Genomic DNA, 23336 nt, shown 5'->3' on the forward strand with positions numbered 1-23336 from the left:
CGGGTTTGGTACACCGTGACAAGTATCTTCTGCCTGTACCAACACTGGCCGGTCCAGCGCTCTCCCGCGTTCGGTGCAGCGGAAGGCTATCGCGGATGCGGTTGGCGGTGCTGTCGGCGCGTGCTGTCGAGCGGTGCGAGGGCGACTGGAAGGAGCCCCCGATGCGAGCGGGGAGCGAAGCGACCCGCGAGCGTGCCCGCCTCTTGGCGGACCGCTCGAAATAGCCGCGCGAGGGATGAGCGACGACAGGAGTGAATCAGCTGGGGAGGCTCGTGGCCGTCTGCGGTTGCTGTGTGGTGGCGGTGCTGTCCCTGGTGTCCGCGCGACAGCGTTCGCGCGGGGTCGGGAGAGCTTGCTCTCCCGGTGGACTGAACGGGCGAGACGCGCGTGGCGGCGTAGCCGCCACGGACTGTGGCGGTCGGCGGAGCCGACCGCCCGCTCGCGCTTGTGTAGTCGCCTGAGCGGGCACTATCCGCGCGGTGCGAGGCGCGCAGCGCCTCGAAGCGAATAGCGTGGGAGCGAAGCTCCCACGGACCGTGCGAGCGGGCCAGTGGCCCGCGAGCAGACGGCCCTGCCGTGAGCGGGCGGTGTCGGGAGCGCGGATATCCCGTCTCAGCGACCGCGAGCGGGTCGAGGTCGTTCGACGCCTGCTGTCTCCGTCGAGTGCGGTCGCGGCTGTTCGAGTTCAGTCCGCGACTCGTCCGCCAGAACAACTCCTCGACTCGCACCCGAATCTCTCGCTCCTGATCCCCGATACCGCGACTATTTTAGTCGGGCCCCGCCAAGCCCGACCAACATGGAGCAAACGGAGTTCGGGGACTTCGGGGCCGGAGCGGATCGGCCCGCCGACGAGGCCGAGGCCGTCGCCGGGAACGACACCGGCGGCGAGGTCGCGACAGTCGTCGACGCCGACTCGGCACGGTTCCCCGACGCCCAGGGCACGGTCACGCTGACCGTCACACAGGTTGACTACACCGTCGAGTACAGCGGTGACGACGAGTTCCCAGTCGTCCACGTCTTCGGCCGTCGAGAGCCAGGCCCGGACGACGATCACCCGCCCCTCGAACACGTCGAGGTGTACGACTTCGAGCCGTACTTCTACGCGCCCATCGAGAACGTCGACGACCAGCGCATCGCGGGGTACGACGGCCTCGTCGACTACCGCGAGACCGACGAGCAGGGCGAACCGTTCGAGTCCATCCGCGGCGACCGCCTCGCGAAGATCGTCGGCCGCACGCCCCGCGACGTGGGGCAGATCCGCGACGACTTCGAGCACTACGAGGCGGACATCCTCTTCCCCAATCGCCTGCTCATCGACAAGGACATCGAGAGCGGCGTCCGCGTGCCCGAACGGCGCACCGACGACGGCACCATCCGCGTCCCTCATCAGGAGGTCGAGGCCGTCGACGACAACGCCACGCCGCGGGTCAACACCTTCGACATCGAGGTCGACGACCGCAACGGCTTCCCCGAGGACGGCGAGCAGACCATCGTCTGTCTCACCTCCCACGACTCCTACGACGACAAGTACATCAACTGGCTCTACGAGTCGCCCGACGGCGTCGACGGGCCCGCCGCGCTGGGGGCGTACGACCCGATCGAGGCCGATATCGACGCCGAGGTTCGCGTCTTCGACTCCGAACCGGAGATGCTCGACGCGTTCATCGAGTACATCGAGGAGACCGACCCGGACCTGCTCACTGGCTGGAACTTCGCCGACTTCGACGCGCCCTATTTCCTCGACCGCGTCGAGGAACTGGCGGGGCCGAACCACGACTACGACCTCGACATCGACCGACTCTCCCGGGTAAACGAGGTGTGGCGCTCGGACTGGAACGGCCCGGACATCAAGGGCCGGGTCGTCTTCGACCTCCTGCGGGCGTACAAGAGCACGCAGTTCACCGAACTGGAGTCCTACCGCCTGGACGCCGTCGGCGAGATGGAACTCGACGTGGGCAAGGAGCGCTACCCCGGCGACATCGGCGACCTCTGGGAGGACGACCCCGAGCGCCTGCTGGAGTACAACCTCCGGGACGTGGAGCTGTGCGTCGAACTGGACCGCAAGCAGGACATCATCGCCTTCTGGGACGAGGCGCGCAAGCTCGTGGGCTGTAAGATCGAGGACGCCCCCACCGCCGGCGACGCCGTCGACATGTACGTCCTCCACAAGGCCTACGGCGAGTTCGCGCTCCCCTCGAAGGGCCAACAGGAGGCCACCGACGAGTTCGAGGGCGGCGCCGTCTTCGACCCGATCACCGGGGTCCGCGAGAACGTCTCGGTGCTGGACCTCAAATCGCTCTACCCGATGTCGATGACGACCATCAACGCCTCGCCGGAGACGAAGGTCGACCCCGAGACCTACGGCGGCGAGACCTACCACACGCCCAGCGGCGTCCACTTCCGGAAGGAACCGGACGGCATCATCCGGGAGATGGTCGACGAACTCCTCGAAGAACGGGAGGAGAAGAAGTCCCTGCGAAACGACAACGCCCCCGGATCTGAGGACTACGAACGCTACGACCGGCAGCAGGCCGCGGTGAAGGTGATCATGAACTGCTTCACGCCGGACACCGACGTGCTCACACCGGACGGCGTCCGCAACATCCGGGACCTCGACGTGGGAGACTCCGTCTACTCGCTGGACCCGGAGACGATGGAGATGGAGGTCAAGCCGGTCGTCGAGACGCACGCCTATCCCGACTACCGGGGCGAACTCGTCGACGTCGAGACGAGCAAGACGGACTTCCGCGTGACGCCGAACCACCGGATGCTCGTCCGGAAGAACGAGCGAAACGGGATCTCCTGGGATCAGGACGACTACCGGTTCGTCGAGGCCGGCGACCTCGATCGGGCGACGAACTACGAACTCCCGCACGGCTGGGACGGCCCGGACGGTGAGCGGATCGACGAGGTCGACTTGACCGAACTACTCGACGACTACGAGGTGTGGGTGCGTCCGGAGGTCCACGGCCACACGTTCGCCGCCGAGATCGGATACTACCCCGACAAAGTGCTCAAAAACGACGTCGGGCAGGAGGGGTACGTCTTCTCCGCCGAGGAGTTCGAGGCCCACAGGGAGTACATCGACAGCGTCGCCGAACGATGCTTCGTCCACGCCGAAGCGAACAGGAAGTGGATCCCGAGAACCTACGGCGGTGACGACTTCCTCGAACTGCTGGCCTGGTTCGTCACCGAGGGGAACGTCTACACGTCCGAAGAGAAGCAGTTCGGCGACAACCTTCGTGGGTCCGCGACTACGGTCAAGATCGCACAGGACGCTCCCGTGGCGACCGACGGAGGCGAAGGCGGCGCGGCTGCCATCGAAGACGATCACCACGCCGCCATCGGCGATCTGCTCGACAGGATGGGCTTCGACTACTACGTCGACGACCAGTCCTACCAGTTCACGTCGCGGCTCCTCGGTCGGTATCTCGAAGACGCCTGCGGTGACGACAGCTTCGCCAAGCGGGTCCCGGAGTTCGTGTTCGATGCATCACGCGAACAGAAGCGACGGTTCCTGGACGTGTTGCTCGACGGCGACGGTGACCGTCAAGAGAACTCCTGGCGGTATTCGACGGCCAGCGAGGAACTGCGCGACGACGTGCTCCGTCTGTGCGCCCATCTCGGCCTCACCGCGAATTACCGGAAAGACAGCGGCAGCTGGCGGATCTACGCCACCGAGAACGCGAAGAACACGCTCCGGATGCACCGCAGCGGCTCGCGCAGCGAGGCCGAAGACGGCGTCTACTGCGTCACGGTCGAAGACAACCACACGCTGATGGCGGGCCGCAACGGGAAGTTCCAGTTCGTCGGCCAGTCGCTCTACGGCGTCTTCGGCTGGGACCGCTTCCGCCTCTACGACCGGGAAATGAGTGCCGGCGTCACCTCCACGAACCGGGAGGTCATCAGCTTCACCGAGCAGGCGGCGAACGAACTTGACAAAGAAGTTATATATGGAGATACTGACAGTGTCATGCTCGAACTCGGCGGAGAGACGCCGAAAGAGGAGGCTATCGAGCGCTCGTTCGAGATAGAGGATCACATCAACGACCGCTACGACGAGTTCGCGATCGAGGAGCTCAACGCCGAGCTCCACCGCTTCCAGATCGAGTTCGAGAAGCTCTATCGGCGCTTCTTCCAGGCGGGCAAGAAGAAACGGTACGCCGGGCACATCATCTGGAGCGAGGGGAAAGACGTCGACGACATCGATATCACGGGCTTCGAGTACCAGCGCTCGGACATCGCGCCGATCACGAAGGAAGTCCAGCTGCAGGTCATCGAGATGATCGTCCACGGGGAAGACCTCGAGGACGTGAAAGACTACGTTCACGACGTCATCGAGGACTTCCAGAACGGCGAGGCCAGCCTCGACGACATCGGGATCCCCGGCGGTATCGGGAAGAAGCTCGACAACTACGACACCGACACCGCGCAGGTCCGCGGCGCGAAGTACGCCAACCTCCTGCTGGACACCAACTTCGCGAGCGGGTCGAAGCCCAAGCGGGTCTACCTGAAGAAGGTCCACCCCGAGTTCTTCCGGGAGATCGAAGCCGAGATGGATCTCGACCCCGCGGAGGACCCGCTGTACGGCGAGTTCAAGCGTGACCCGGACGTGATCTGCTTCGAGTACGCCGACCAGGTACCCGACGCCTTCGAGGTCGACTGGGACAAGATGCTCGACAAGACGCTGAAAGGCCCCATCGCCCGCGTTCTCGAAGCGCTCGACATCTCCTGGGAGGAGGTCAAAAGCGGCCAAGAGCAGACGGGCCTCGAGAGTTTCATGTGAGTGCCGGGTGCCCGTCCGTCCGAGCGTCGAATCGGCGGGGCTCCGCCTAAGCGGAGTCTACACCTCGGGCGCGCTCCCGGGGCCGTGGTTCGGGTTCGTCGCGGGTCCTGGTCGGAGCGTTCCGTCGCGAGTCGACCGCCCGGTAGAGCGCGGCGGCGAGACCCAGTCCTGCGAGCGCGAACGCGGCCCGGCGGCCGGACCGGCCGGCTCTCGGCACCCGTTCGGTCGCCCGTGCCGTCAGCGAGTGCTGTGCTTCGACGAGGTCGCCGAACTCGCGGGCGAAGCGTACGACCTCCTCCCAGTCGGTGTACTCGTAGTCGCGAGAGGTATCGGTGTCGCCCGTCGTCACTGCCGCGGCGAGTTCGAAGAACCACTGCACCGGGCGGCTGTACCGTGTGTAGTTGATGGCTCCGGCGAAGTTCCCGACACGGTCGGGATGCCAGCCAGTGTCCGCGAAGAGGTCCTCGGCCCACTGGAGCGAGCCCGACTGCGCCGACTCCCACGGCACGGCGGCGGCGAAGGATAGCTGGAAGAAGGCCGACGGCCGCGACGACAGCGCCGCGCGATGCTCCGCGACGAACTCGACCACGGCCCGCTGGTGTCGGTTGTTGTTCACCGAAGCGCCGACCACCACGCCGTCGAACGAGTCGACCGACTCGGCCGGCGGGTTCGAGACGTGCCGGGTCGTCACCTCGTGGCCGCGGTCGACGAGCACGTCGTCGATACGTCTCGCGACCACCGCGGTCTGGCCGGTGGTAGTCCCGTAGATGACGAGGATCGAGGCCATACCGATCGAACGATCGCCGGAGAGAAAGCTTCATTTGCCGTCTGGCGCGGACTGTTCGTCGACTGTATGCGTGCAGTTCCGTCGGGTTCGATGCGACCACGGAGTTTCCAATACCCTAAACTCGATTTACGAATCGCAAACGTCGGTCGTGGAAACTCGAAACTATTATCAGCGATAGCCCCGTGATTTAGGATGACCGAAATATATGGCTGTACTCGAAATAGACAACCTGCAGGCGAAGGTCGCAGAGGACGGCGGTGAACAGATCCTCGAGGGTGTGGACCTGGACGTCGAGTCGGGCGAGATCCACGCGCTGATGGGTCCGAACGGGTCGGGCAAGTCCACACTGGCGAAGGTCATCGCGGGCCACCCGGCCTACGAGGTCACTGGCGGCGAAGTGCGCTTCCACATCGAAGAGGACGAGTTCGAGGACATCGAGGTCCCCGCGGATCTGCAGACGTGGGACCTGCTCGATCTGGAACCGAACGAGCGCGCGGCGCTGGGTATCTTCCTGGCGTTCCAGTACCCCGCCGAGATCGAGGGCGTGACGATGGTGAACTTCCTGCGGACGGCGCTCAACGCGAAGCTCGAGGAGCGCGAGGAGCTGTTCGAGGACGAGGACGAGGAGGATGAAGCCGAAGCCGACGAGGGCGGTGACACCAAAGAAGACGCCGCGGGCTACGACACCTCTCCGATGGAGGGGCCCGCCGACGAGGGCGAGGTCGGCGTCGCGGAGTTTCAGGAGATCCTCCAGGCAAAGATGGAGCAACTCGACATGGACGAGAAGTTCGCGAACCGCTATCTCAACGCGGGCTTCTCCGGCGGCGAGAAGAAGCAAAACGAGGTCCTCCAGGCGGCGATCCTCGAGCCGTCGGTCGCGGTGCTCGACGAGATCGACTCCGGGCTGGACATCGACCGCCTGCAGGACGTCTCCCAGGGTATCAACGCGCTGCGCGACGAGCAGGGCGCGGGCATCCTGCAGATCACCCACTACCAGCGCATCCTCGACTACGTGGAGCCGGACCACGTCCACGTGATGCTCGACGGCGAGATCGCCAAATCCGGCGGCGCGGAGCTGGCCGAGACCCTCGAGGACGAGGGCTACGACTGGGTCCGCGAGGAAGTCTACGAGGCGGCCTGACGTGCATAGCCTGATACGGCTACAGACCATACACACGATACAACAATGAGCTCAGATCAAGACCATCTCAAGGAGACCGACACCGAGGCCCGCTTCGAGTTCAAGAAGGAGGAAAAGTCCGCCTTCGAAGCCGAGAAGGGGTTGACGGAGGAGACCATCCGGGTCATCTCCGAGGACAAGGACGAACCGGAGTGGATGCTCGAGCGGCGCCTGCGCGCGCTGGAGCAGTACCACGAGATGCCGATGCCCGACGACTGGCCGGGCGCACCCGACATCTCGGAGGTCGACGTCGACGAGATCGTTCCCTACATCCGCCCGGACATCGAAACGCGCGGCGGGGTCGACGACTGGAACGACCTCCCCGAGGAGATCCAGGACACCTTCGACAAGCTCGGTATCCCCGAGGCCGAGAAGAACGCCCTCTCGGGCGTCGGCGCCCAGTACGAGTCCGAAATCGTCTACCAGAACATGCAGGAGCGCTGGGAGGAGAAGGGCGTCATCTTCTGCGACATGGACAAGGCGGTCCAGGAACACGAAGAGATCGTCGAGGAGTACTTCATGACGAAGGCCGTGCCGCCGAGCGACAACAAGTTCGCGGCGCTGCACGGCGCCATCTGGTCCGGTGGGTCGTTCGTCTACGTCCCCGAGGACACGACGGTCGACATGCCCGTCCAGGCGTACTTCCGGATGAACTCCGACGGCATGGGCCAGTTCGAGCACACGCTCATCATCGCCGAGGAGGGCTCGGAAGTCCACTACATCGAGGGCTGTTCCGCCCCGAAGTACTCGGAGTTCAACCTCCACAGCGGGGGCGTCGAAGTGTTCGTCAAGGAAGGTGCCCACGTCCAGTACTCGACGGTGCAGAACTGGTCGAAAAACACCTACAACCTCAACACCAAGCGCGCCATCGCCGAGGCCGACGCCACGATGGAGTGGGTCTCCGGCAGCATGGGTTCGAAGGCGACGATGCTCTACCCGAGCACCATCCTCAAAGGGCCCGGCGCGACGGACAACCACATCACCATCGCCATGGCCGGCGAGGGCCAGGACATCGACACCGGCGCGAAGGTCTACCACAACGCGCCCGACACGAAGTCGACCATCGAGTCCAAGTCCATCGCCAAGGACGGCGGCCGCACCAACTACCGCGGTTTGGTCCACATGGCCAACGGCGCCGAAGGCGCGTCGACGTCCGTCGAATGTGACGCGCTGATGTTCGACAACGACTCGACGTCGGACACGATGCCGTACATGGAGATTCAGGAGAACGAGGTCGACGTGGCTCACGAGGCGACCGTCGGCAAGATCGGTGACGAGGACGTGTTCTACCTCCAGAGCCGCGGCCTGGACGACGACGACGCAAAGCAGATGATCGTCGCCGGCTTCATCGAGCCGATCACCGAGGAACTGCCCATCGAGTACGCGGTCGAGCTCAACCGCCTCATCGAACTGGAGATGGAGGGCTCGCTCGGGTAACCCCCGGTGATCACCATGAGTACGCAGGTACACGCGAACCTCACAGAGGCACAGGTAACGGAGATCAGCGAACAGCTCGACGAGCCCGAGTGGCTCCTCGAGACCCGTCTGGACGCGCTGGCCGCGCTCGACGAGCTGGACATGCCGGACGTCATCACGACGCCCGGTCCGCGCCACTGGACGAACCTCGTCGACCTCGACTACGAGTCACTCGTAGACCCGCTGGAGTGGGAGCAGGAGAAAGACCGCGTCGAAGCCGAAGGCGCCGACGTGCTGGCGTGGGACGAGGCCCTGGCCGAGCACGGCGACCTGATCGAGGAGCAGTTCGGGAGCGTCGTCGACCCCCAGCGTGACTTCCTGACGGCGCTGTCGACGGCGCTGTTCTCGGCGGGCACGCTCGTCTACGTTCCCGAAGGCGTCGCCGCCGAGGACGTGAAGATCCGGACGACACAGAACAGCCGCTCGCTGTTCAACTACACGCTGGTCGTCGTCGAGGAGTCGGCCTCGGCCACGATCCTCGAACGACAGAGCATCGGCGCCGACGTCGAGGGCGACCAGTACTACTCGGGCGTCGTCGAGGTCGTCGCCGGCGAGAACGCGAACGTCCAGTACGGGGCGCTCCAGAACCTCGGCGAGGACACCTACAACTTTCAGGTCAAGCGCGGCCACGCCGCCGACCACGCCTCAGTCGACTGGATCGAGGGCAACATCGGCTCGCGGCTCACGAAGTCCAGCGTCGAGACCCGACTCCTGGGCGAGGGCTCGGAGAGCCAGATCGTCGGCGCCTTCTTCGGCCACGACGACCAGCACTTCGACATCAACAGCCGCGTCTGGCACGAGCACGAGCACACCACCGCCGACCTCGTGACCCGCGGCGTCCTCGACGACGAGGCTCGCTCGGTGTACGAGGGGGTCCAAGACGTTGGTACCGACGCCTGGGACACCAGCTCTTACCAGCGCGAGAACACGCTGATGCTCAGCGACGACAGCGAGGCCGACGCCTCGCCGAAGCTGATCATCAACAACCACGACACCGAGGCCAGCCACTCCGCGACCGTCGGCCAGGTCGACGCCGAGGAACTGTTCTACATGACCTCCCGCGGCGTCGACGAGGAGCGCGCGAAGAACATGCTCGTCGAGGGCTTCTTCGTGCCCGTCCTCGAGGAGGTCGCCGTCGACGAACTCCGCGAGGACATGGACGAGTTGATCGTCGAGCGGCTGACCGAGTAATTCCCTCCCGTTTTCGCCCGTCCTGGCGACGTTCCACTCCCGTTCCCGGGTCTCGAAAACGCGCCCGTCGGTTAAGTATCGTGATGACGTTAGACACACCAACGCATGCGTCCACTGCACCTCTTGCCCCTCGTGGTCGCCCCGGTCGTCCCGCTGCACACGGGCCACCTGCATCTGGTGACGGACTCGGTCCTCGGGGTGGCGGTCGGGGTCGCCGTCGTCGGGCTGTACGTGCTCGCGCTCCGCTGGGCCGGTGACGACCGGACGGGCGGCCGCGACCACGGGCCCCAGGACAGGGAGAGTCGTTCGAATCGGTGAGCCCGTGGTGGCCGGCGAGTGCGCCGACTGCGTCCTTACAGTCGCAGTGGCGAGGGAAGGACTTACGTCCCCGCCTGCCTGACCACTGTCTATGAATCACGCGACGGGCGTCGACCACCAGGGGGGCCCGCGATGAGTCTCACCGTGCCCGTCGGGTCCGACCACCAGCTGGCCCGCCTGCTCCAGATCGGTATCGTCCTGGAAGAAGTCGTCGAGGCGCGGGCGTCGAAACACGCCAGCGACAGCGGAGCGGACCTGACCGACGACGTGCGAGCGATGCTCGAAGACGCCGCCGAGGAGTCCGCCCGCCACCGCGACCGCCTGGAGGACCTGATCGGAGAACTCGACGCCGAGACGGTCGCCTACGAGGAGATCGAGGCGCTCGTCGAGGCCCAGTACGAGGCCGACGAGGACTTCGACGGCGTCCTCTACGACCAGCTGTGTAACGAGGAGACGGCCTACAAGTTCTACGACGACCTCATCGAGGCCGTCGAGGCCTCGGACGTACAGTTCGGTATCGACCGCGGCCGACTGCTCGACACCCTCGCAACCATCCGCGAGGAGGAGGCCGAGGGCGTCGAAGAAGTGACCGAACTCATGGAGGAGCGACGATGACCGCCGACGGCCCGGTGTGCCGCCGGCAACCCACTCGAACGGAGGGATTCCTGTGAACACGGCCGACCAGTACCTGAAAGCCATCTACCTGATCCAGCAGATCGAGGACGGCCCCGCGTCGACCGGTGACCTCGCCGACCGACTCGACGTGAGCCCCGCGAGCGCCAACGAGATGATCGGCAAGCTCGAAGACCAGGGGCTGGCCGAACACGAGAAGTACAAGGGCGTCTCCCTCTCGGACGAGGGCATCGTCCGCGCCCGCGACGCGCTCCAGAACTACTGCATCATCGAGCGGTTCCTCGTCGAGGTCCTCGAAGTCGAGGAGTTCCGCGGTGAGGCCCGCCAGCTCGAGAGCGTCATCGACGAGACCGTCGCCGACCGACTCGACACCATCATCGACCGCGACCCCGCCTGTCCCGACTGCTTCGACTCCGAAGACGACGTCTGTGGCCTACTCGAAGTCCCCGCGACCGCCGACGACTGACGGTCAGAGCGTCCGGCCGTACGTTTTTGACGGATACCGCGACCACTCCGTGGTGTGCCCGACTGTCCGACCTGCGGGACGTCGCTTTCGAGCGAGGCCGGCAAGCGCCAGCACCACGCGAAAGTCCACGGCGAATACCTCCCGAATCGGACGTGTGAGGACTGTGGAACAGACTTCTACGACCCGAAGGCGCGGCTCGCCTACTGCGACGACTGCGACCCGAACGCGGGCGAGAACAACGGCAACTGGAAGGATGCGACCGAACGGACCGACTGCGAGCGCTGCGGCGACGAGTTCGAGTACTACCCCTCGGACAAGAGAGGCGTCTACTGTCGCGACTGCGTCCGCGAGGCCGACGAGTTCCTCGGGGACAGCTACGCCGAAGTGCACGATATCGAGCGCGTCGAACGGGAGTGCGAGTACTGTGGCGATTCGTTCTCGGTTCTGCCCTGTGCGATACGTGACGGTGGCGTGCGCTTTTATAGTCGGGACTGTCTGAGTGACGCACTCTACGACGGCGGAAGCAATTCTGGAGCGTACAGCGGTGACTGGTACCGAGTGAGGCGCCGGGCGCTCGACCGTGACGACCATCGATGTCAGCACTGCGGGAAAGAGCGCGAGGAGATCGGTCGCGAACCGGACGTCCATCACATTACACCGATCCGTACGTTCGACGACCCACAGAGGGCGCATTCGGTCGATAACGTCGTGGCGCTCTGTCGGAGTTGTCACCTACGCGCCGAGTCAGGAGAGATTTCGGCCACGGAAATCCGACCGGAGTGACCGTCGCACGATGCCGGAACGAATAAAATGACTCGGCGATAATGGTGAATCGAAGTCCCGTGGTGTAGTGGCCAATCATATGGGCCTTTGGAGCGACACGGCGTACGCGACCCATTCATACGCCGTGTTGCGGAGCGAGCCTATGACAGCGGTTCGAATCCGCTCGGGACTATGACAAAAAATTACACTTCTTCCGAACCTGAGTCTTGAGGTGCGACGGGTCACTCTGGTAGCGTTCGTGCCGCTCAGACCGGTTCGTGCGTCGCCCGATACCCTTCGTCGGTCGACTCGACGGACTCGACTTCGTAGAAGCGGATCTCGCGTTCCTGCTTCGTCCTGACCGGGAAGTCGTAGTGGACGGCGTCGTAGCCGAGGTCGTCGCCTTCGGCTCGAACGTCGGCGACGAACTGGCGGTGTCGGTCGAGGCGTTCGGCGACGACCGACCGGGACAGTGCGGACGCGTCGGCCACCGCGTCGTCGAACACCTCGGCGAAGGCGGCTTCGCGCTCGTAGCCGACGGAGTCGCGGCCGGCGACGAGTGCGGCCAGCGAGGTGGTGCCGGTGCCCCAGAACGGATCGAGGACGGTGTCGCCGTAGGCCGAATACATGTTGACGAGGCGGTAGGGGATCTCGAAGGGGAACGCGGCGGAGCGCTCGCGCAGGTCGTCGTGGTCGAGGCTCTGGAGTTCGCCGCTCACGTCGGTCCACACGTCGGAGAACCAGCGGTTGCGCTCCTCCCAGAAGTAGGCGGCCTCGTAGCGCCGGTCCGCGCCGGGCTCGAACGACCGGGAGTCGCCGCCGTTGCGGAAGAGGAGGACGTACTCGTGTTCCAGCGTGACGTAGGCGTTCGGTGGGAGCATCCCCGAGCCCATAAACTTCGCCGCGCTGTTGGTGGGCTTGCGCCAGAGCACGTCCGGTAGCGGGTCGAACCCCAGCGACTGGAACGCTTCGAGCACGCGAGCGTGGTTGGGGTAGACCCGGAAGCTCCCGTCGACGGTCCGAGTCGCGTCGCCGACGTTGACGCAGGCGATCCCGCCGTCGACGAGCACCCGCTCCAGTTCCGCCCACACCTCGTCGAGGACCCCGTGCATCGCCTCGAAGGCGCGCTGGCCGTCGCCGTCGGCCAGTGCGTCCCCGACGGCGGGATCGAGCGCGCCGAAGGTGTCGTCCCACATCTCGATCATCGGGTACGGCGGCGAAGTCACGACCAGGTCGACGCTGTCGTCGGCCAGCGTATCGAGTTCGCGCGCGTCGTCGACGACCACCCGATGACTCGTCTCCATCGTCTCCCACCTCCCGCCCGCGGTCCTTGAGTCTCCCGGCATCGGACCGCCCCTCGATGTCCCTTCTCGGAGCTGTTCGCGGCGAGTTGGAGTAGTCGCACGCGGCAACGAGCGCCGAAAAGCCCTCAGCGCGCTCGCTAGCTGTCGATTTTACCGCACTCGACGGTGGGTGTTGAAAGCCCTCGCCGCGCTCGCTAGCTGTCGATTTTACCGCACTCGACGGTGGGTGCTGAAAGCCCTCGCCGCGCTCGCTAGCTGTCGATTTTACCGCACTCGACGGTGGGTGCTGAAAGCCCTCGCCGCGCTCGCTAGCTGTCGATTTTACCGCACTCGACGGTGGGTGCTGAAAGCCCTCGCCGCGCTCGCGGTCGCTGAGACGGGATATCCGCGCTCTCCGCACGGCCCGCGCGGATAGTGGCCCGCTCAGACGACCACGCGAACGCGAGCGCGTCTCGCCCTTTCAGTCCGCCAGGACCGCCCCGCACAGCACCGCAGACGGCCTCGTGCCTCCCCAGCCTCTTGCGCTCCGCGCGCCTGCGGCGTGCGGTGCTCATCCCTCGCGCGGCTAGTTCGAGCGGCCCGCCACGAGGCGGGCACGCTCGACAGCACGCGCCACCGCGACTGTTCCGTACTGGCTCGATCCGAACGCTGACGACCCGATCAGAGATACGCGGCGTCCCACCGGGTCGGTTTGCGGGCGTTGCCGCAGCTGTCGCACTCGATGCGGCCCATCGCGTCCATGGCGTTGGCGAGGCGGTTGCAGTTGCTGCAGAAGTAGCCGTAGTGGTCGGTTCCGTCCTCGTCGCTGTAGACGGTGTAGAACTTCGCGGCGGAGCCGTCGTCCCAGTCGGTCTCGTCGACGTAGACGGTCGCGCCGTCGGCGCTCTTGATGGCCTGGAGGCCGTCGTCACCGGACTCGGCCCAGACGTTCTCGACGTGGTGGTGACCGGCGATCTCGAGGCCGGCCTCGTCGACCCGCTCGAAGCCCTGGGCCTCGTAGAACCCGTTGCCGTCGATGTTGTCGGCGAGGACGCGGCCGACCATCCGGTCCGCGCCGGCATCGGTCAACCGCTCGCGGGTCTCCTCGAACAGCGCCGTGCCGACCCCCTCGCCGCGGTAGGCCGGGTCGACGTGGAGCCACAGCAGCGTCGCGTCCCCGCCGGCGAGTTCGCTCTCGGCGAACCCGACGACCTGTCCCTCGCGGTCGGCGACGAGCAGGTGCCGGTCCTCGTCGTTCGTCGCCTCGTCCAGCGCCGCCTCGTCGTACCACTCGGAGACGGCGCCGGTGATCGCCTCCGGACTCAGCGAGTACGACGCCTGCAGCGACCGCCGCGCCACGTCCCGGATCGCCGGTCGGTCCCCCCGCTTTGCGGTGCGTACGTTCATACGTCAAACGTTGACACGCACCACGATAAAACCACGCCACACCACCGATCGCGTTCCGAATCGAGAATCGTTCCGGCCGCACGCTGGACGCGCGTCGAGATCGACGGGGGATACGGAGTGGCACCGGGGCGGCGTTCGGGTTCGCCGAACGACGGATCGGCCGACTGTGCGTGGTTCGTCGGCCATAGATCGGACGTATAGGATTCAAAACCGCTGTTTTCGCCGGTTTCAGCGGGGTCGAAACCGGCGGGCCACGGGTGTCGTAACGCCTAAGAGTCGAACGCGCCTTTCTATCCGTAAGATGACTAACGCACGTATCTCTTGGAGGTGGTTCCGTGGGCGTCGAAATTAGGGAGTCGCCCGTCTCGGCCGAGGCGTTCGCGGAGATGGAGGCCTTCGTCCACGACTACCTGGCGGCCAGCGTCGAGAGCGAAGACGACGGCGGTCGCATGCGGTGGTACCCCTGGCACTCCGCGGAGTACCGGTTCAACCACATCCTCAACGTGGTCGAACTCTCCGAGGAGATCGCCGAGGCGGAAGGCGCGAACGTCGACGTGACTCGCGTCGCCGCCCTCTTCCACGACATCGCGAAGCTAGAGGTCGACCAGGATCTTCACGCGGAAGAGGGCGCCCGCGTCACCCGCGAGTACCTCACCAGCCACGGCGACTACCCGGCGTCGTTCGTCGACGAGGTCTGCGCCGCCGTTCGCGACCACTCCTATCAGGGCGAGCTGACCGACCTGCCGCTGGAGACCCAGTGTCTCATCGAGGCCGACCTCCTCGACAAGGTCGGCGCCAACGGTACGGCGCTGATGCTGTTGCGGATGGGCTACGAGTCCCGCACGCACATCGACGCCGCCGAGATGGTCGGACGCGTCCTCGAACGAGGCGTCGACGCCCGCGACCGCGTCCGCAGCGACGCCGCCGAGAGCATCTGCCACCGGCGGCTCAAGCGCGTCAGGTGGTTCAAGGAGTGGCTCGAAGGCGAAGTCGCCGACGTCGAGCCCGAAGAGCAGCCCGGACCGCCCGGCGGGTCGGACTGACGGGCCGAACGGCGAGCGACTCCGGCGGTCGATCGCCCGAGGACGGCCGACTGCTCCTCGGATGGCAACCGCAGTTCACAGGCCGGCCAGCGTCCGGACCGCCGTCCAGCAGAAGGTGACGCCGAAGCCCGCCAGCACCAGCGCCGAGACGACCGCGGCGGCGGCTGCGAACGCGTCGACTCGTCGCCCGACGCTCACCAGCGCCGCCGGAAAGGCGGTGATCCAGACGACGATGCCGCCGAACAGCCCCGCCAGCAGCGCCGGGCTCCCCGTGCGCACGACGAGCGTGCCCGTCAGGTCCGCGCCGACGACGGGCAGGTACGACAGCACGTCGACGGTTCCCGGTTCGAGCAGACCGACGCCGACGGTCAGCCAGAACAGGATCTGGTAGGGGTTCGTCAGCGCGAGGACGAAGGCCTTCGTGAACCCGCGGGCGTCGGCGTCGTCGGCGTCCGGGCCCGAATCACCCGACAGAAAGTCCGAGCGGGCGTCCCGCGCGGCGCCGGCTGCGAAGTACAGCATCAGCAGGCCGCCGACGCCGACCATCGCCGCGCGGACGGTCTCGGCGCCCTGCAGGAAGGCGACGACGCCCGCGAGCGACAGGACGAAGAAGACGAGGTCGGCGGTCATCGCACCGAGCCCAGCGGTGAAGCCCGCGATCCATCCGCGGAGGGCGCTCTCCTCGGCGATGACGGCGTTCATCGGCCCTGGCGGTGCCGCTAGCGCGAGACCGAAGACGACGCCGACGCCGAACGTTCCCGCGGCGGTCGCGACGCTCATCGGAGCGCTACTGATACATGCCCATCGGCTGGGCTCTCGAACTCTCGTCCTGTGCTTCCTGCATCCGCCTGGCGAGGTTCTCCCGAGCCTGGCTGATCTCCTCGGCCTGTTCGACGAGGTGGTCGGTGTCCACGTCGACGCCGCCGATCGGGCCGATGCCGTCCAGCAGGACGACCCGCGCCGCCTCGGGGTCGGGGAAGTTGCGGTTGGCCTCGACGACGAGTCCGAGCGCGTCGAGGCCGCTCCGTTCGGCCTCGTACAGCAACGCGCCGGTCGGGCCGCTGATGACGCCGCTCTCGGCGGGCGCCGCGATGTCGTGCTCGTCGAGTAGCCGGGTCGCGTCGCCGCTGGCGACGCCGTAGAGGCTCGGGACGCCCTCTTTGTCCGCAGGGAGCCCGGAGACGTACAGCCCCGTCGCGTCGCGTTCGTCGAGCCAGCCGGTCAGACAGGTCGCGAAGTCCTCGGCGGCGTTCGGCGAGACCGGCACGTCGCTCTGGAGCACGAGCAGATCCCGGTCCTCGTCGGCGTAGAGCCGCACCGGCGGCTGGTAGGTCGGGTCGTCCTCCCCGAAGACGGCGACCTCGGGGAGCCCCTCGCAGCGACACGAGCCGTAATGCGTCATCTCGAGCGCGTCGACGAGGTGGTCCGCGGCGATCTTGCCGACGAGACCGACGCCGGGGAGCCCCTCGATCAGCGTCGGCTCGTCGAGTTCGATGTCCTCGCGGTGTACGTCGATCTGCGCCATACCGTTGTCCCGCCCGCCAGCGGCTTAAAACCGAGCGCGGACGGGCCGACTTCGGGCCCGCGTTCGGTCGCGACCGGCCGCGTCGGGTCCGAGCCGAGGGGGTTAACACGGGCGACAGCGAAGGGAGCGCCAATGGACGTACTGGAGCGCTACGAGTCGCTCGTCGACGATTTCGACGCCTTTCGCGCGGCCTGTGACCGCCCGCTCCCGTCGGTCGTCCGCGTCAACACGCTGAAGACGACCGTCGAGCGGGCGAAGGCCGCCCTGACGGAGGCCGATATCGCCCACGAACCCGTCGGGTGGCACGACGGCCTGTTCGCCCTCCCCGACGACCAGCCCGGGACGAACTGGCCGTACGTGCTCGGGTGGATCCACGGTCAGGAGGAGGTCTCGGCCGTCCCCGCCGCCGTGCTCGACCCCCAACCCGGCGAGCGCGTGTGGGACGCCTGCGCCGCGCCGGGCAGCAAGACGACTCAGCTCGCCGCGCTGATGGACGACCGCGGCCTGCTGGTCGCCACCGACAACAACCTCGGGCGGATCTCCGCGCTCCGGTCGAACGCCGAGCGCGCCGGCGCCACGAACGTCGCCGTCACCCACGAGGACGCCCGCAATCACTCGCTCAAACCGTTTCGCGCCCCCGATTCGGACGTGCGCGAGGGAGCGCCCTACGACCGCGCGCTCGTGGACGTGCCGTGTTCCTGCGAGGGGACCATCCGCAAGAACCCCGACGCGCTGGACGACTGGGAACTGGACCACGTCGAGGGCATCTCGGGCGTCCAGAAGGGCGTCCTCCGCCGCGCGATCCAGACCACCCGCGAGGGTGGGACGGTGGTCTACTCCACCTGCACGTTCGCCCCCGAGGAGAACGAGGCCGTCCTCGACCACGCCCTGGCCGAGGAGGCCTGCGAGCTGGTCGAGTTCGACCTCCCGCTCGATTCGACTCCCGGCGTCACCGAGTGGCAGGACGAGCGGTTCGACGACTCGGTCGAGCGGGCCAAGCGCATCTACCCCCACCACAACGACACCGGCGGCTTCTTCTGCGCGAAACTGGAGGTGACCGCCGAATGAGCGACGGAGACGACGCGAGCAGTGCCGAGTCGACGCCCGCGAACGACGGGACGCGCTTCGATCGGCTGCCCGCGACCGCCGACGAGCGGGTCGTGGAGGGCCGCCCCACTCGCGAGGAGGTTCTGGACTGGTGGGACGAGCGGTTCGCGATCCCGCCGGAGACGTTCGACGGCCACACGTTCTGGGAGCGCGGCTCGGGCAAGATCTGGGCGTTCGCCGACGACGTGGACTCGCCCGTGGCCGTCGAGGGGCTCGGCCTCGCGTTCCTGCGGACGCGTCGCGAGCACTGGAAGCCGACGCTGGAGGCGGTCCAGCGGTTCGGCGACAGCGCCGACGAGTGTGTGATCTATCTCTCTCGGGAGGCAGCCGCCACCTTCGTCGCCGGCGACGACCAGGAACTGGACTGGGACGGCGACTGGGGCTACCTGATCGTCGCGACGGAGATCGCCGGCGAATCCGAACCCGTCGGCGTCGGCCTCTACGTCCACGGCGAACTCCGCTCGCAGGTCCCGAAGGGTCGCCGCCGGGAGCTGTAGGGGCCGAACGACACTGCCGCCTACGCCTCGCACTCGCGCTCGCGGACGGTCCCGCCGCTTAGCCCCTCCCACTCGACGCGATAGCCGAGCGCCGACAGCGCCGCACCGGCGTCGTCGAGGCCGTACTCGTCGAGGATATCCTCCGCTTCGCTCAGAGTCATCCCGGCCTCGATCCGCTCGCCGAGGGCCGCGAGTACCGCGGGTCTGACGAGCGTTCGACCGACGCGCTCGTGCTCGGGGAACGACTTGCCGTCGACGGCGTCCTCGCTGACGCCGTACTCGGTCGCCAGCGACTCGATGGTCACCACGTCGGCCTCGGGCCGGAGTTCCTCGGGCAGGTCGGCGGCGTGTTCGGCGACGAGGTCGTCCTCGTAGCGCCGGAGCGCGTCGCGAACGTCCTTGACGCGGACGGTGCCGGAGTAGGGGATCGCGCGGTGGTCGCGCGCTTCGATGGCCTCGCCGGCGCCGAGGCTCTCGTCGACGGCCACCAGCAGTTCCACGTCGTCGATCGCGTCCAGCTGAGCGAGTTTCTTCTCGACGTACTCGGGCGTCCAGAAGCCCATGATCTCGAAGAACACGCGGAAGTCGGCGTGGCGGTAGTCGAAGGCGAAGTCGGGGATGGCGACGCTGGCGCCCGCTTCGAGCGGTTCGGGCTCGCGCACGAGGTCCCAGTCGAGCCCCAGCGACTCGAAGCGGGTCGCGAAGTCGGCCTCGACGCCGCTGTCGTAGCTCACCTCCGTGACGGGTTCGACGCCCGGGACCGCCACGTCCGAGTCGGTCAGGACCATCTCGCGGTCGGTGCCGCGGTCGTCGACGGTCGCCGTCAGCGTCCACTCCTCGGCCGTGGCGACGGTGCGAAGCAGGCGGGCGAACCGGGTGCCGTAGCGCCGGGTCGCCCGGAACAGGGCGTCCGGGCCGGTGACGACGACCTCGCGGCCGGCGTCGGTCGTCCGGACCTCGTACATCAGTCGGAGGCGCTTGACGGCCGAGACGAGCGCCTTCGGGTCGGACGAGCGGACGCGCACTTCGGTCGCGTCGAACAGCGCCGTCTGAGCCAGTGAGAGGTTGTACTGGGCGACCAGCTCTTCTGGGTCCCATCGCGGGTCGATCTCGGCGAGGACCTGTCGGTCGTCGAGGTCGGCGTACAGCGTCGCGGCGAGATCGTCGGGGTCGGCGTCGAGGCGGTCGGCGGCCCGCCGGAGCGCGCGCTCGCGGTCGTCGGCGGTGACGACGCCGACGGCTTCGCTCGCGGCGAAGGCGGCCTCGCGGGCACGGCGGGGGTCGACGGGCGCGCGGACCTCGAAGCGGGCCTCCCGATCCAGGAGCTTGGCGAACCCGCGGACGAGCTTGAAGTCGTCGGCGTCGCGTTCGAGGTCGGTCAGCGCCGAATCGAGGTCCGAACGGGTGTGGTCGACGTGGCCCTGGTAGACGCCGAGGACGCGGGCCGCGAGGTCGCGGTGGTCCTCGTCGGCGAACTGCGGGTGGAAACCGCCGCCGGCCCGCGAGACGCGCAGCAGGTCCTTCGTGAGCACGGCCGCCACTCGGTCGGCGGACGGTAAAAACGCGACGGGGCGGGCCGACCCATCGCTCGGGTTACTCCGGTTCGGCGGCGCCGGAGCCGGGCCCTTCGGAGCCGCTCGGGACGCTGGTGAACTCGTCGAGCGTCACCTCGCGCTCGGCCGGGGGCAGTTCCCGGTCGGGGTTTGCCAACAGCGGGAGGACGAGTCGCATGAAGACGACGACGAACACCAGCAGGACCGGCCCGAGGAAGATACCGTACCAGCCGAACAGCGCCGGGCCGAACAGGTACGCGAACATGACCAGGCCGGTGTTGAACATCCGCCCCGAGAGGTACGGTCGGATGTACGTGCGGACGACGTTGTCGAACGCCAGCATCATCACGGCGAGGAAGAGGACCGGGTACCAGAGCAGCCGCGGGTCGGTCGTCGCGGCCTGGGCGGCCATGACGCCCGCGATGAGGAAGTAGACGATCGACCGGCCGACCAGCGGGACGAGCGTGAACACGCCGGTGACGACGGCCAGGAGGACGATCGATGGGATCGCGATGTCGCCGGGCGCGAGCAGGTCGAAGGCCGTGTAGATCACCGAGGTCAGCACGACGATCGCGAGGATGGTCAGCGTGTAGCCGAAGAAGATGGAGCGCAGTCCCTCGTCGACCGTCGAGAGGTAGCGGACCGCCAGGCTGTCCTCGCCGAACACCTCGGACTCGAACCAGCCCGCGATCCCGCGGTCGCTGACGAGCAGGAAGAAGCCGATCAGCAGCGAGACGAACACGTTGTACAGCGTCGCGCCGACCGCACCGATCAGGCCGGTGACCGAGCCGACGACCGCCTGCACGGACGGGTCCCGGATCAGCGTGACGGTGACGTCGTACACCTCGGTCGGGGTGTCGGGCAGGTCTGCGGGCCCGACGGGCAAGCGGCCGAGGAGGTCTTCGAGGGGTACGTTGGCCAGCGCCGAGGCGAACTGTCCGGCGGCGACGACCAGCAGCGCCCCCAGCAACAGGACCACCGGGAGGACGATCAACAGGAGCGTGAGCATCGCGACCAGCCCCGGCGAGCCGACGCGACTCTCGAGCCGTCGGGTGATCGGGCGCGACACGTAGTAGATGAACAGCCCGAACACGAGCCACGGGAGGAATCGAAGCGCCACGAAGGCGAGGACTCCCAGCAGCCCCAGTCCGAGCACCCACCAGGCCAGGCGCCGCGGGGCTACGTCGTCGACGGTTCCCGGCATCGGCGTGTCAGCGTGTGCCATACTCTGAGCTACGATACCGGTCGGAAAGTGTGTTGTCTCGGTTTCACGTAGCGATACCTGTCGTTCGCTGACGGGAAACGATCCGGTAGCGAGGCCGGCCAGGGCGTCGTCGGAGCGTCCACGGCCGACGGGAAGATACTTACCGGACCGCACTCGGGGGAGCAGTATGCAACGACGGACGGTCCTGCGCGGGCTGGCTGCCCTCGCGGCGGGGGCGGGCGCGGGCTGTACGGCCGACGGCGAGGTGCCGGCGACGGCACCCGAACCACCCGAGGGGATCGCCACTCCCGAGGAGGGCGGCGACGGTGGAGATAGGGGGGGCGGTGGCGACGACGGCGACGCCGAACCGACGCCCGACCAGCAGCGGTTCGTCGTCCCAGGGCGGACGTTCCGGTCCGACGAGAACGGCGACCTAGTGGTCGAAGTGACCGTCCGCAATCGCGTCGGCGTCGCTCACGAGGCGGTGATGACCGTGACCGTCGAGGCCGGCGACAGGACTTTCTCCCCGTCTCGACACGTCGTCCTCCAGCCCCAGGCCAGCGGCCTGTTCGAGATCCGCTTCCCTATCACGGAAGGCCAACTGACCGGTTTCGCCATCTCTTTCGACTCCGGTCCACCCGAGACGCCGATCCCCGACGGGACCGTGACGCCCTACCCAGAAGACAGGGTGGCTACCGAAACCGGAACACGGACCGACCGGGTAGACCGAACGGCGACGGACCCGAGTGCGTCCGCGACGGCGGTCGCCGCGTCGACTGACTCCACCGGATCGACCGCGAGTTCGAGCGAGTAGCCGAGTTCGCGGGCCAGGGGTGTGGCGCGCGCCGCGGACGCTCGGTCGTAGCGACCCGCTCTACCGTCGTTCGTCGTACCGGACCGGCAGCGATTCGACGCCGTAGACGAACGCGCTTCGGGTCGGCTGGAGCGTGGTCTCGGCGAGTCGCACGCCCTCGACGCGGTCGAGCAGTTCCGAGAGCGCGACCTCGGCCTCCAGCCGTGCCAGCGGCGCTCCCAGACAGTAGTGGGTGCCGTGGCCGAACCCGAGGTGCTGGTTCGGCGACCGGTCGGGTCGGAACGCGTCGGCGTCGTCGAACCGACGCTCGTCGCGGTTCGCGGAGCCGAGCCAGACGACGACGCGGTCGCCCGCCGCGATCGTCTCGCCGCCCATCCGCACGTCCTCGGTCGCCACGCGACTCATCGCCTGGACGGGCGAGCGGTACCGCAGCACCTCCTCGACGGCGCGGGTGAGCGCGCGGTCGTCGCCGCGCAACCGCTCGAACAGGTCGGCGTCTTCCTCGGCGAACGTGCGCACGGCGTTGGCGATCAGGTTCGTCGTGGTGATGTTGCCGGCGACGAGCAGGAGCATACACGTCCCGAGCGCCTCCTCGTGAGAGAGGCGCTCCCCGGCGTCGGTCTCCTCGGTGACGATGACCGACAACAGGTCGTCGCGGGGGTTCTCACGGCGCTCCTCGATCGCCTCCAGGAAGTACTGCCCCATCTCCATCTGGCTCCGCTGCTGGCGCTCGGTGAACCGCTCGGCGCCCTCGTCGTCGCTCGCGGCGGCCACGAGGGTGTCCGACCAGCGCTTGAATCGGTCGCGGTCCGACGGCGGGATCCCGAGCAGCTCGGCGATGACCGTCACCGGGAACGGGTACGCGAGATCCGCGACCACGTCCAGCTCTCCGCCGCCGTCGACGGCGTCGTCGAGCAACTCGCCGGCCAGTGCACGGAAGTGTGACTCGCGGTCCGCGAGGGTTCGGGGCTGGAACCAGTCGTCCACGACGCCCCGAAGTTCGTCGTGGCGCGGCGGGTCCTCGAACAGCATCGTGTCGAGGATGAGCCCCTCTCCCGGCTCGGTCGGCTCCTCGAAGTCGTCGGCCCGACTCGGGTCGACCGAGAACGTCTCGTCGTCGTCGAGCGCACGCTTGACGTCCTCGTACCGGAAGACGTCCCAGGTGCGACGCTCGGGGTCGTATCGGACCGGCGCCTCCTCGCGCATGCGTCGGTACCAGTCGAACGGGTCGAGCCAGGACTCGCGGTCCTGCAGCGCTTCCGGGACTCCCTGGAGTCCCCGGGGACCTGCCGAACTCATACCTG

General features: G+C 67.3%; 20 protein-coding genes and 1 tRNA gene. 13 read left to right on the forward strand and 8 right to left on the reverse strand.

What is annotated here, in order from left to right; all coding sequences use genetic code 11:
* Nucleotides 1-796 precede the first annotated feature (796 nt).
* Entirely contained in the window at nt 797-4786 is a 3990-nt protein-coding gene (locus I7X12_RS16900; protein ID WP_198061203.1) for a DNA polymerase domain-containing protein, read from the forward strand.
* Between the two features lie 46 nt (nt 4787-4832).
* On the opposite strand, the gene I7X12_RS16905 is transcribed toward I7X12_RS16900, so the two are convergent.
* Nucleotides 4833-5573, reverse strand: coding sequence for a flavodoxin domain-containing protein (locus I7X12_RS16905; protein WP_198061204.1), 741 nt, complete (start codon nt 5571-5573; stop codon nt 4833-4835).
* Between the two features lie 205 nt (nt 5574-5778).
* On the opposite strand from I7X12_RS16905, the gene I7X12_RS16910 reads away from it, so the two are divergent.
* The 8 genes from I7X12_RS16910 to I7X12_RS16945 all read left to right on the forward strand — a co-directional run bounded on the left by I7X12_RS16910 (nt 5779) and on the right by I7X12_RS16945 (nt 11792).
* Nucleotides 5779-6714, forward strand: a complete 936-nt coding sequence (locus I7X12_RS16910; RefSeq protein WP_198061205.1) for an ABC transporter ATP-binding protein — start codon at nt 5779-5781, stop codon at nt 6712-6714.
* A 45-nt stretch (nt 6715-6759) separates the two neighbouring features.
* Nucleotides 6760-8190, forward strand: coding sequence for a Fe-S cluster assembly protein SufB (gene sufB / locus I7X12_RS16915; protein ID WP_198061206.1), 1431 nt, complete (start codon nt 6760-6762; stop codon nt 8188-8190).
* A gap of 15 nt (nt 8191-8205) precedes the next feature.
* Complete coding sequence (gene sufD, locus I7X12_RS16920) at nt 8206-9420, forward strand: Fe-S cluster assembly protein SufD (RefSeq protein WP_198061207.1); 1215 nt, start codon at nt 8206-8208, stop codon at nt 9418-9420.
* A 105-nt stretch (nt 9421-9525) separates the two neighbouring features.
* Nucleotides 9526-9738: a hypothetical protein gene (locus I7X12_RS16925; RefSeq protein ID WP_198061208.1), complete on the forward strand. Its 213-nt coding sequence runs from the start codon at nt 9526-9528 to the stop codon at nt 9736-9738.
* A 132-nt stretch (nt 9739-9870) separates the two neighbouring features.
* Complete coding sequence (locus I7X12_RS16930) at nt 9871-10353, forward strand: ferritin-like domain-containing protein (protein WP_198061209.1); 483 nt, start codon at nt 9871-9873, stop codon at nt 10351-10353.
* Nucleotides 10354-10405: 52 nt separating this feature from the next.
* The gene (locus tag I7X12_RS16935; protein ID WP_198061210.1) at nt 10406-10837 is read left to right on the forward strand and encodes a metal-dependent transcriptional regulator; all 432 of its coding nucleotides are present in this window, start codon (nt 10406-10408) and stop codon (nt 10835-10837) included.
* 54 nt (nt 10838-10891) lie between these two features.
* Nucleotides 10892-11620, forward strand: a complete 729-nt coding sequence (locus I7X12_RS16940) for an HNH endonuclease (RefSeq protein WP_198061211.1) — start codon at nt 10892-10894, stop codon at nt 11618-11620.
* A gap of 53 nt (nt 11621-11673) precedes the next feature.
* Nucleotides 11674-11792: transfer RNA gene (locus I7X12_RS16945), tRNA-Gln, on the forward strand.
* Nucleotides 11793-11865: 73 nt separating this feature from the next.
* Here I7X12_RS16945 and I7X12_RS16950 read toward each other — a convergent pair.
* Together I7X12_RS16950 and I7X12_RS16955 are read right to left on the reverse strand one after the other, a co-directional pair.
* Complete coding sequence (locus I7X12_RS16950; RefSeq protein WP_198061212.1) at nt 11866-12903, reverse strand: DNA-methyltransferase; 1038 nt, start codon at nt 12901-12903, stop codon at nt 11866-11868.
* A 660-nt stretch (nt 12904-13563) separates the two neighbouring features.
* Entirely contained in the window at nt 13564-14289 is a 726-nt protein-coding gene (locus I7X12_RS16955; protein ID WP_198061213.1) for a GNAT family N-acetyltransferase, read from the reverse strand.
* Between the two features lie 335 nt (nt 14290-14624).
* On the opposite strand from I7X12_RS16955, the gene I7X12_RS16960 reads away from it, so the two are divergent.
* Nucleotides 14625-15332, forward strand: coding sequence for an HD domain-containing protein (locus tag I7X12_RS16960; protein WP_198061214.1), 708 nt, complete (start codon nt 14625-14627; stop codon nt 15330-15332).
* A gap of 75 nt (nt 15333-15407) precedes the next feature.
* Here the strand turns inward: I7X12_RS16960 and I7X12_RS16965 are convergent, their stop codons facing one another.
* Together I7X12_RS16965 and I7X12_RS16970 are read right to left on the reverse strand one after the other, a co-directional pair.
* Entirely contained in the window at nt 15408-16112 is a 705-nt protein-coding gene (locus tag I7X12_RS16965; protein ID WP_198061215.1) for a LysE family translocator, read from the reverse strand.
* A gap of 7 nt (nt 16113-16119) precedes the next feature.
* On the reverse strand, nt 16120-16857 hold the full coding sequence (locus tag I7X12_RS16970) for a proteasome assembly chaperone family protein (protein ID WP_198061216.1): 738 nt from the start codon (nt 16855-16857) through the stop codon (nt 16120-16122).
* A 132-nt stretch (nt 16858-16989) separates the two neighbouring features.
* Here I7X12_RS16970 and I7X12_RS16975 point away from each other — a divergent pair, with 132 nt between their 5' ends.
* Together I7X12_RS16975 and I7X12_RS16980 are read left to right on the forward strand one after the other, a co-directional pair.
* Nucleotides 16990-17925 (forward strand): RsmB/NOP family class I SAM-dependent RNA methyltransferase, encoded by a 936-nt coding sequence (locus I7X12_RS16975; RefSeq protein ID WP_198061217.1) that lies wholly within the window; start codon nt 16990-16992, stop codon nt 17923-17925.
* Nucleotides 17922-18461, forward strand: coding sequence for a DUF7122 family protein (locus I7X12_RS16980; protein WP_198061218.1), 540 nt, complete (start codon nt 17922-17924; stop codon nt 18459-18461). Before I7X12_RS16975 ends, I7X12_RS16980 begins: the two co-directional genes overlap by 4 nt.
* A 20-nt stretch (nt 18462-18481) precedes the next feature.
* Here the strand turns inward: I7X12_RS16980 and I7X12_RS16985 are convergent, their stop codons facing one another.
* Both I7X12_RS16985 and I7X12_RS16990 read right to left on the reverse strand, forming a co-directional pair.
* Nucleotides 18482-19993, reverse strand: a complete 1512-nt coding sequence (locus tag I7X12_RS16985) for a DUF790 family protein (RefSeq protein ID WP_198061219.1) — start codon at nt 19991-19993, stop codon at nt 18482-18484.
* A 61-nt stretch (nt 19994-20054) separates the two neighbouring features.
* Nucleotides 20055-21239, reverse strand: coding sequence for an AI-2E family transporter (locus tag I7X12_RS16990; RefSeq protein WP_198061220.1), 1185 nt, complete (start codon nt 21237-21239; stop codon nt 20055-20057).
* A gap of 166 nt (nt 21240-21405) precedes the next feature.
* Between I7X12_RS16990 and I7X12_RS16995 the strand changes: the two genes are divergently transcribed.
* Nucleotides 21406-22032 (forward strand): hypothetical protein, encoded by a 627-nt coding sequence (locus tag I7X12_RS16995; RefSeq protein ID WP_198061221.1) that lies wholly within the window; start codon nt 21406-21408, stop codon nt 22030-22032.
* A gap of 60 nt (nt 22033-22092) precedes the next feature.
* Here the strand turns inward: I7X12_RS16995 and I7X12_RS17000 are convergent, their stop codons facing one another.
* Nucleotides 22093-23331 carry a cytochrome P450 gene (locus I7X12_RS17000; protein WP_198061222.1) on the reverse strand — a complete coding sequence of 413 codons (1239 nt, stop codon included), beginning with the start codon at nt 23329-23331 and terminating at the stop codon, nt 22093-22095.
* Nucleotides 23332-23336 lie beyond the last annotated feature (5 nt).

This window comes from Halosimplex litoreum, from assembly GCF_016065055.1.
Lineage (GTDB): Archaea > Halobacteriota > Halobacteria > Halobacteriales > Haloarculaceae > Halosimplex > Halosimplex litoreum.

Coding starts and splice junctions, on each gene's coding strand:
- I7X12_RS16900 (WP_198061203.1), top strand. CDS start 797: ATGGAGCAAACGGAGTTCGGGGACTTCGGGGCCGGAGCGGATCGGCCC.
- I7X12_RS16905 (WP_198061204.1), bottom strand. CDS start 5,573: ATGGCCTCGATCCTCGTCATCTACGGGACTACCACCGGCCAGACCGCG.
- I7X12_RS16910 (WP_198061205.1), top strand. CDS start 5,779: ATGGCTGTACTCGAAATAGACAACCTGCAGGCGAAGGTCGCAGAGGAC.
- sufB (WP_198061206.1), top strand. CDS start 6,760: ATGAGCTCAGATCAAGACCATCTCAAGGAGACCGACACCGAGGCCCGC.
- sufD (WP_198061207.1), top strand. CDS start 8,206: ATGAGTACGCAGGTACACGCGAACCTCACAGAGGCACAGGTAACGGAG.
- I7X12_RS16925 (WP_198061208.1), top strand. CDS start 9,526: ATGCGTCCACTGCACCTCTTGCCCCTCGTGGTCGCCCCGGTCGTCCCG.
- I7X12_RS16930 (WP_198061209.1), top strand. CDS start 9,871: ATGAGTCTCACCGTGCCCGTCGGGTCCGACCACCAGCTGGCCCGCCTG.
- I7X12_RS16950 (WP_198061212.1), bottom strand. CDS start 12,903: ATGGAGACGAGTCATCGGGTGGTCGTCGACGACGCGCGCGAACTCGAT.
- I7X12_RS16955 (WP_198061213.1), bottom strand. CDS start 14,289: ATGAACGTACGCACCGCAAAGCGGGGGGACCGACCGGCGATCCGGGAC.
- I7X12_RS16965 (WP_198061215.1), bottom strand. CDS start 16,112: ATGAGCGTCGCGACCGCCGCGGGAACGTTCGGCGTCGGCGTCGTCTTC.
- I7X12_RS16970 (WP_198061216.1), bottom strand. CDS start 16,857: ATGGCGCAGATCGACGTACACCGCGAGGACATCGAACTCGACGAGCCG.
- I7X12_RS16975 (WP_198061217.1), top strand. CDS start 16,990: ATGGACGTACTGGAGCGCTACGAGTCGCTCGTCGACGATTTCGACGCC.
- I7X12_RS16980 (WP_198061218.1), top strand. CDS start 17,922: ATGAGCGACGGAGACGACGCGAGCAGTGCCGAGTCGACGCCCGCGAAC.
- I7X12_RS16990 (WP_198061220.1), bottom strand. CDS start 21,239: ATGGCACACGCTGACACGCCGATGCCGGGAACCGTCGACGACGTAGCC.
- I7X12_RS16995 (WP_198061221.1), top strand. CDS start 21,406: ATGCAACGACGGACGGTCCTGCGCGGGCTGGCTGCCCTCGCGGCGGGG.
- I7X12_RS17000 (WP_198061222.1), bottom strand. CDS start 23,331: ATGAGTTCGGCAGGTCCCCGGGGACTCCAGGGAGTCCCGGAAGCGCTG.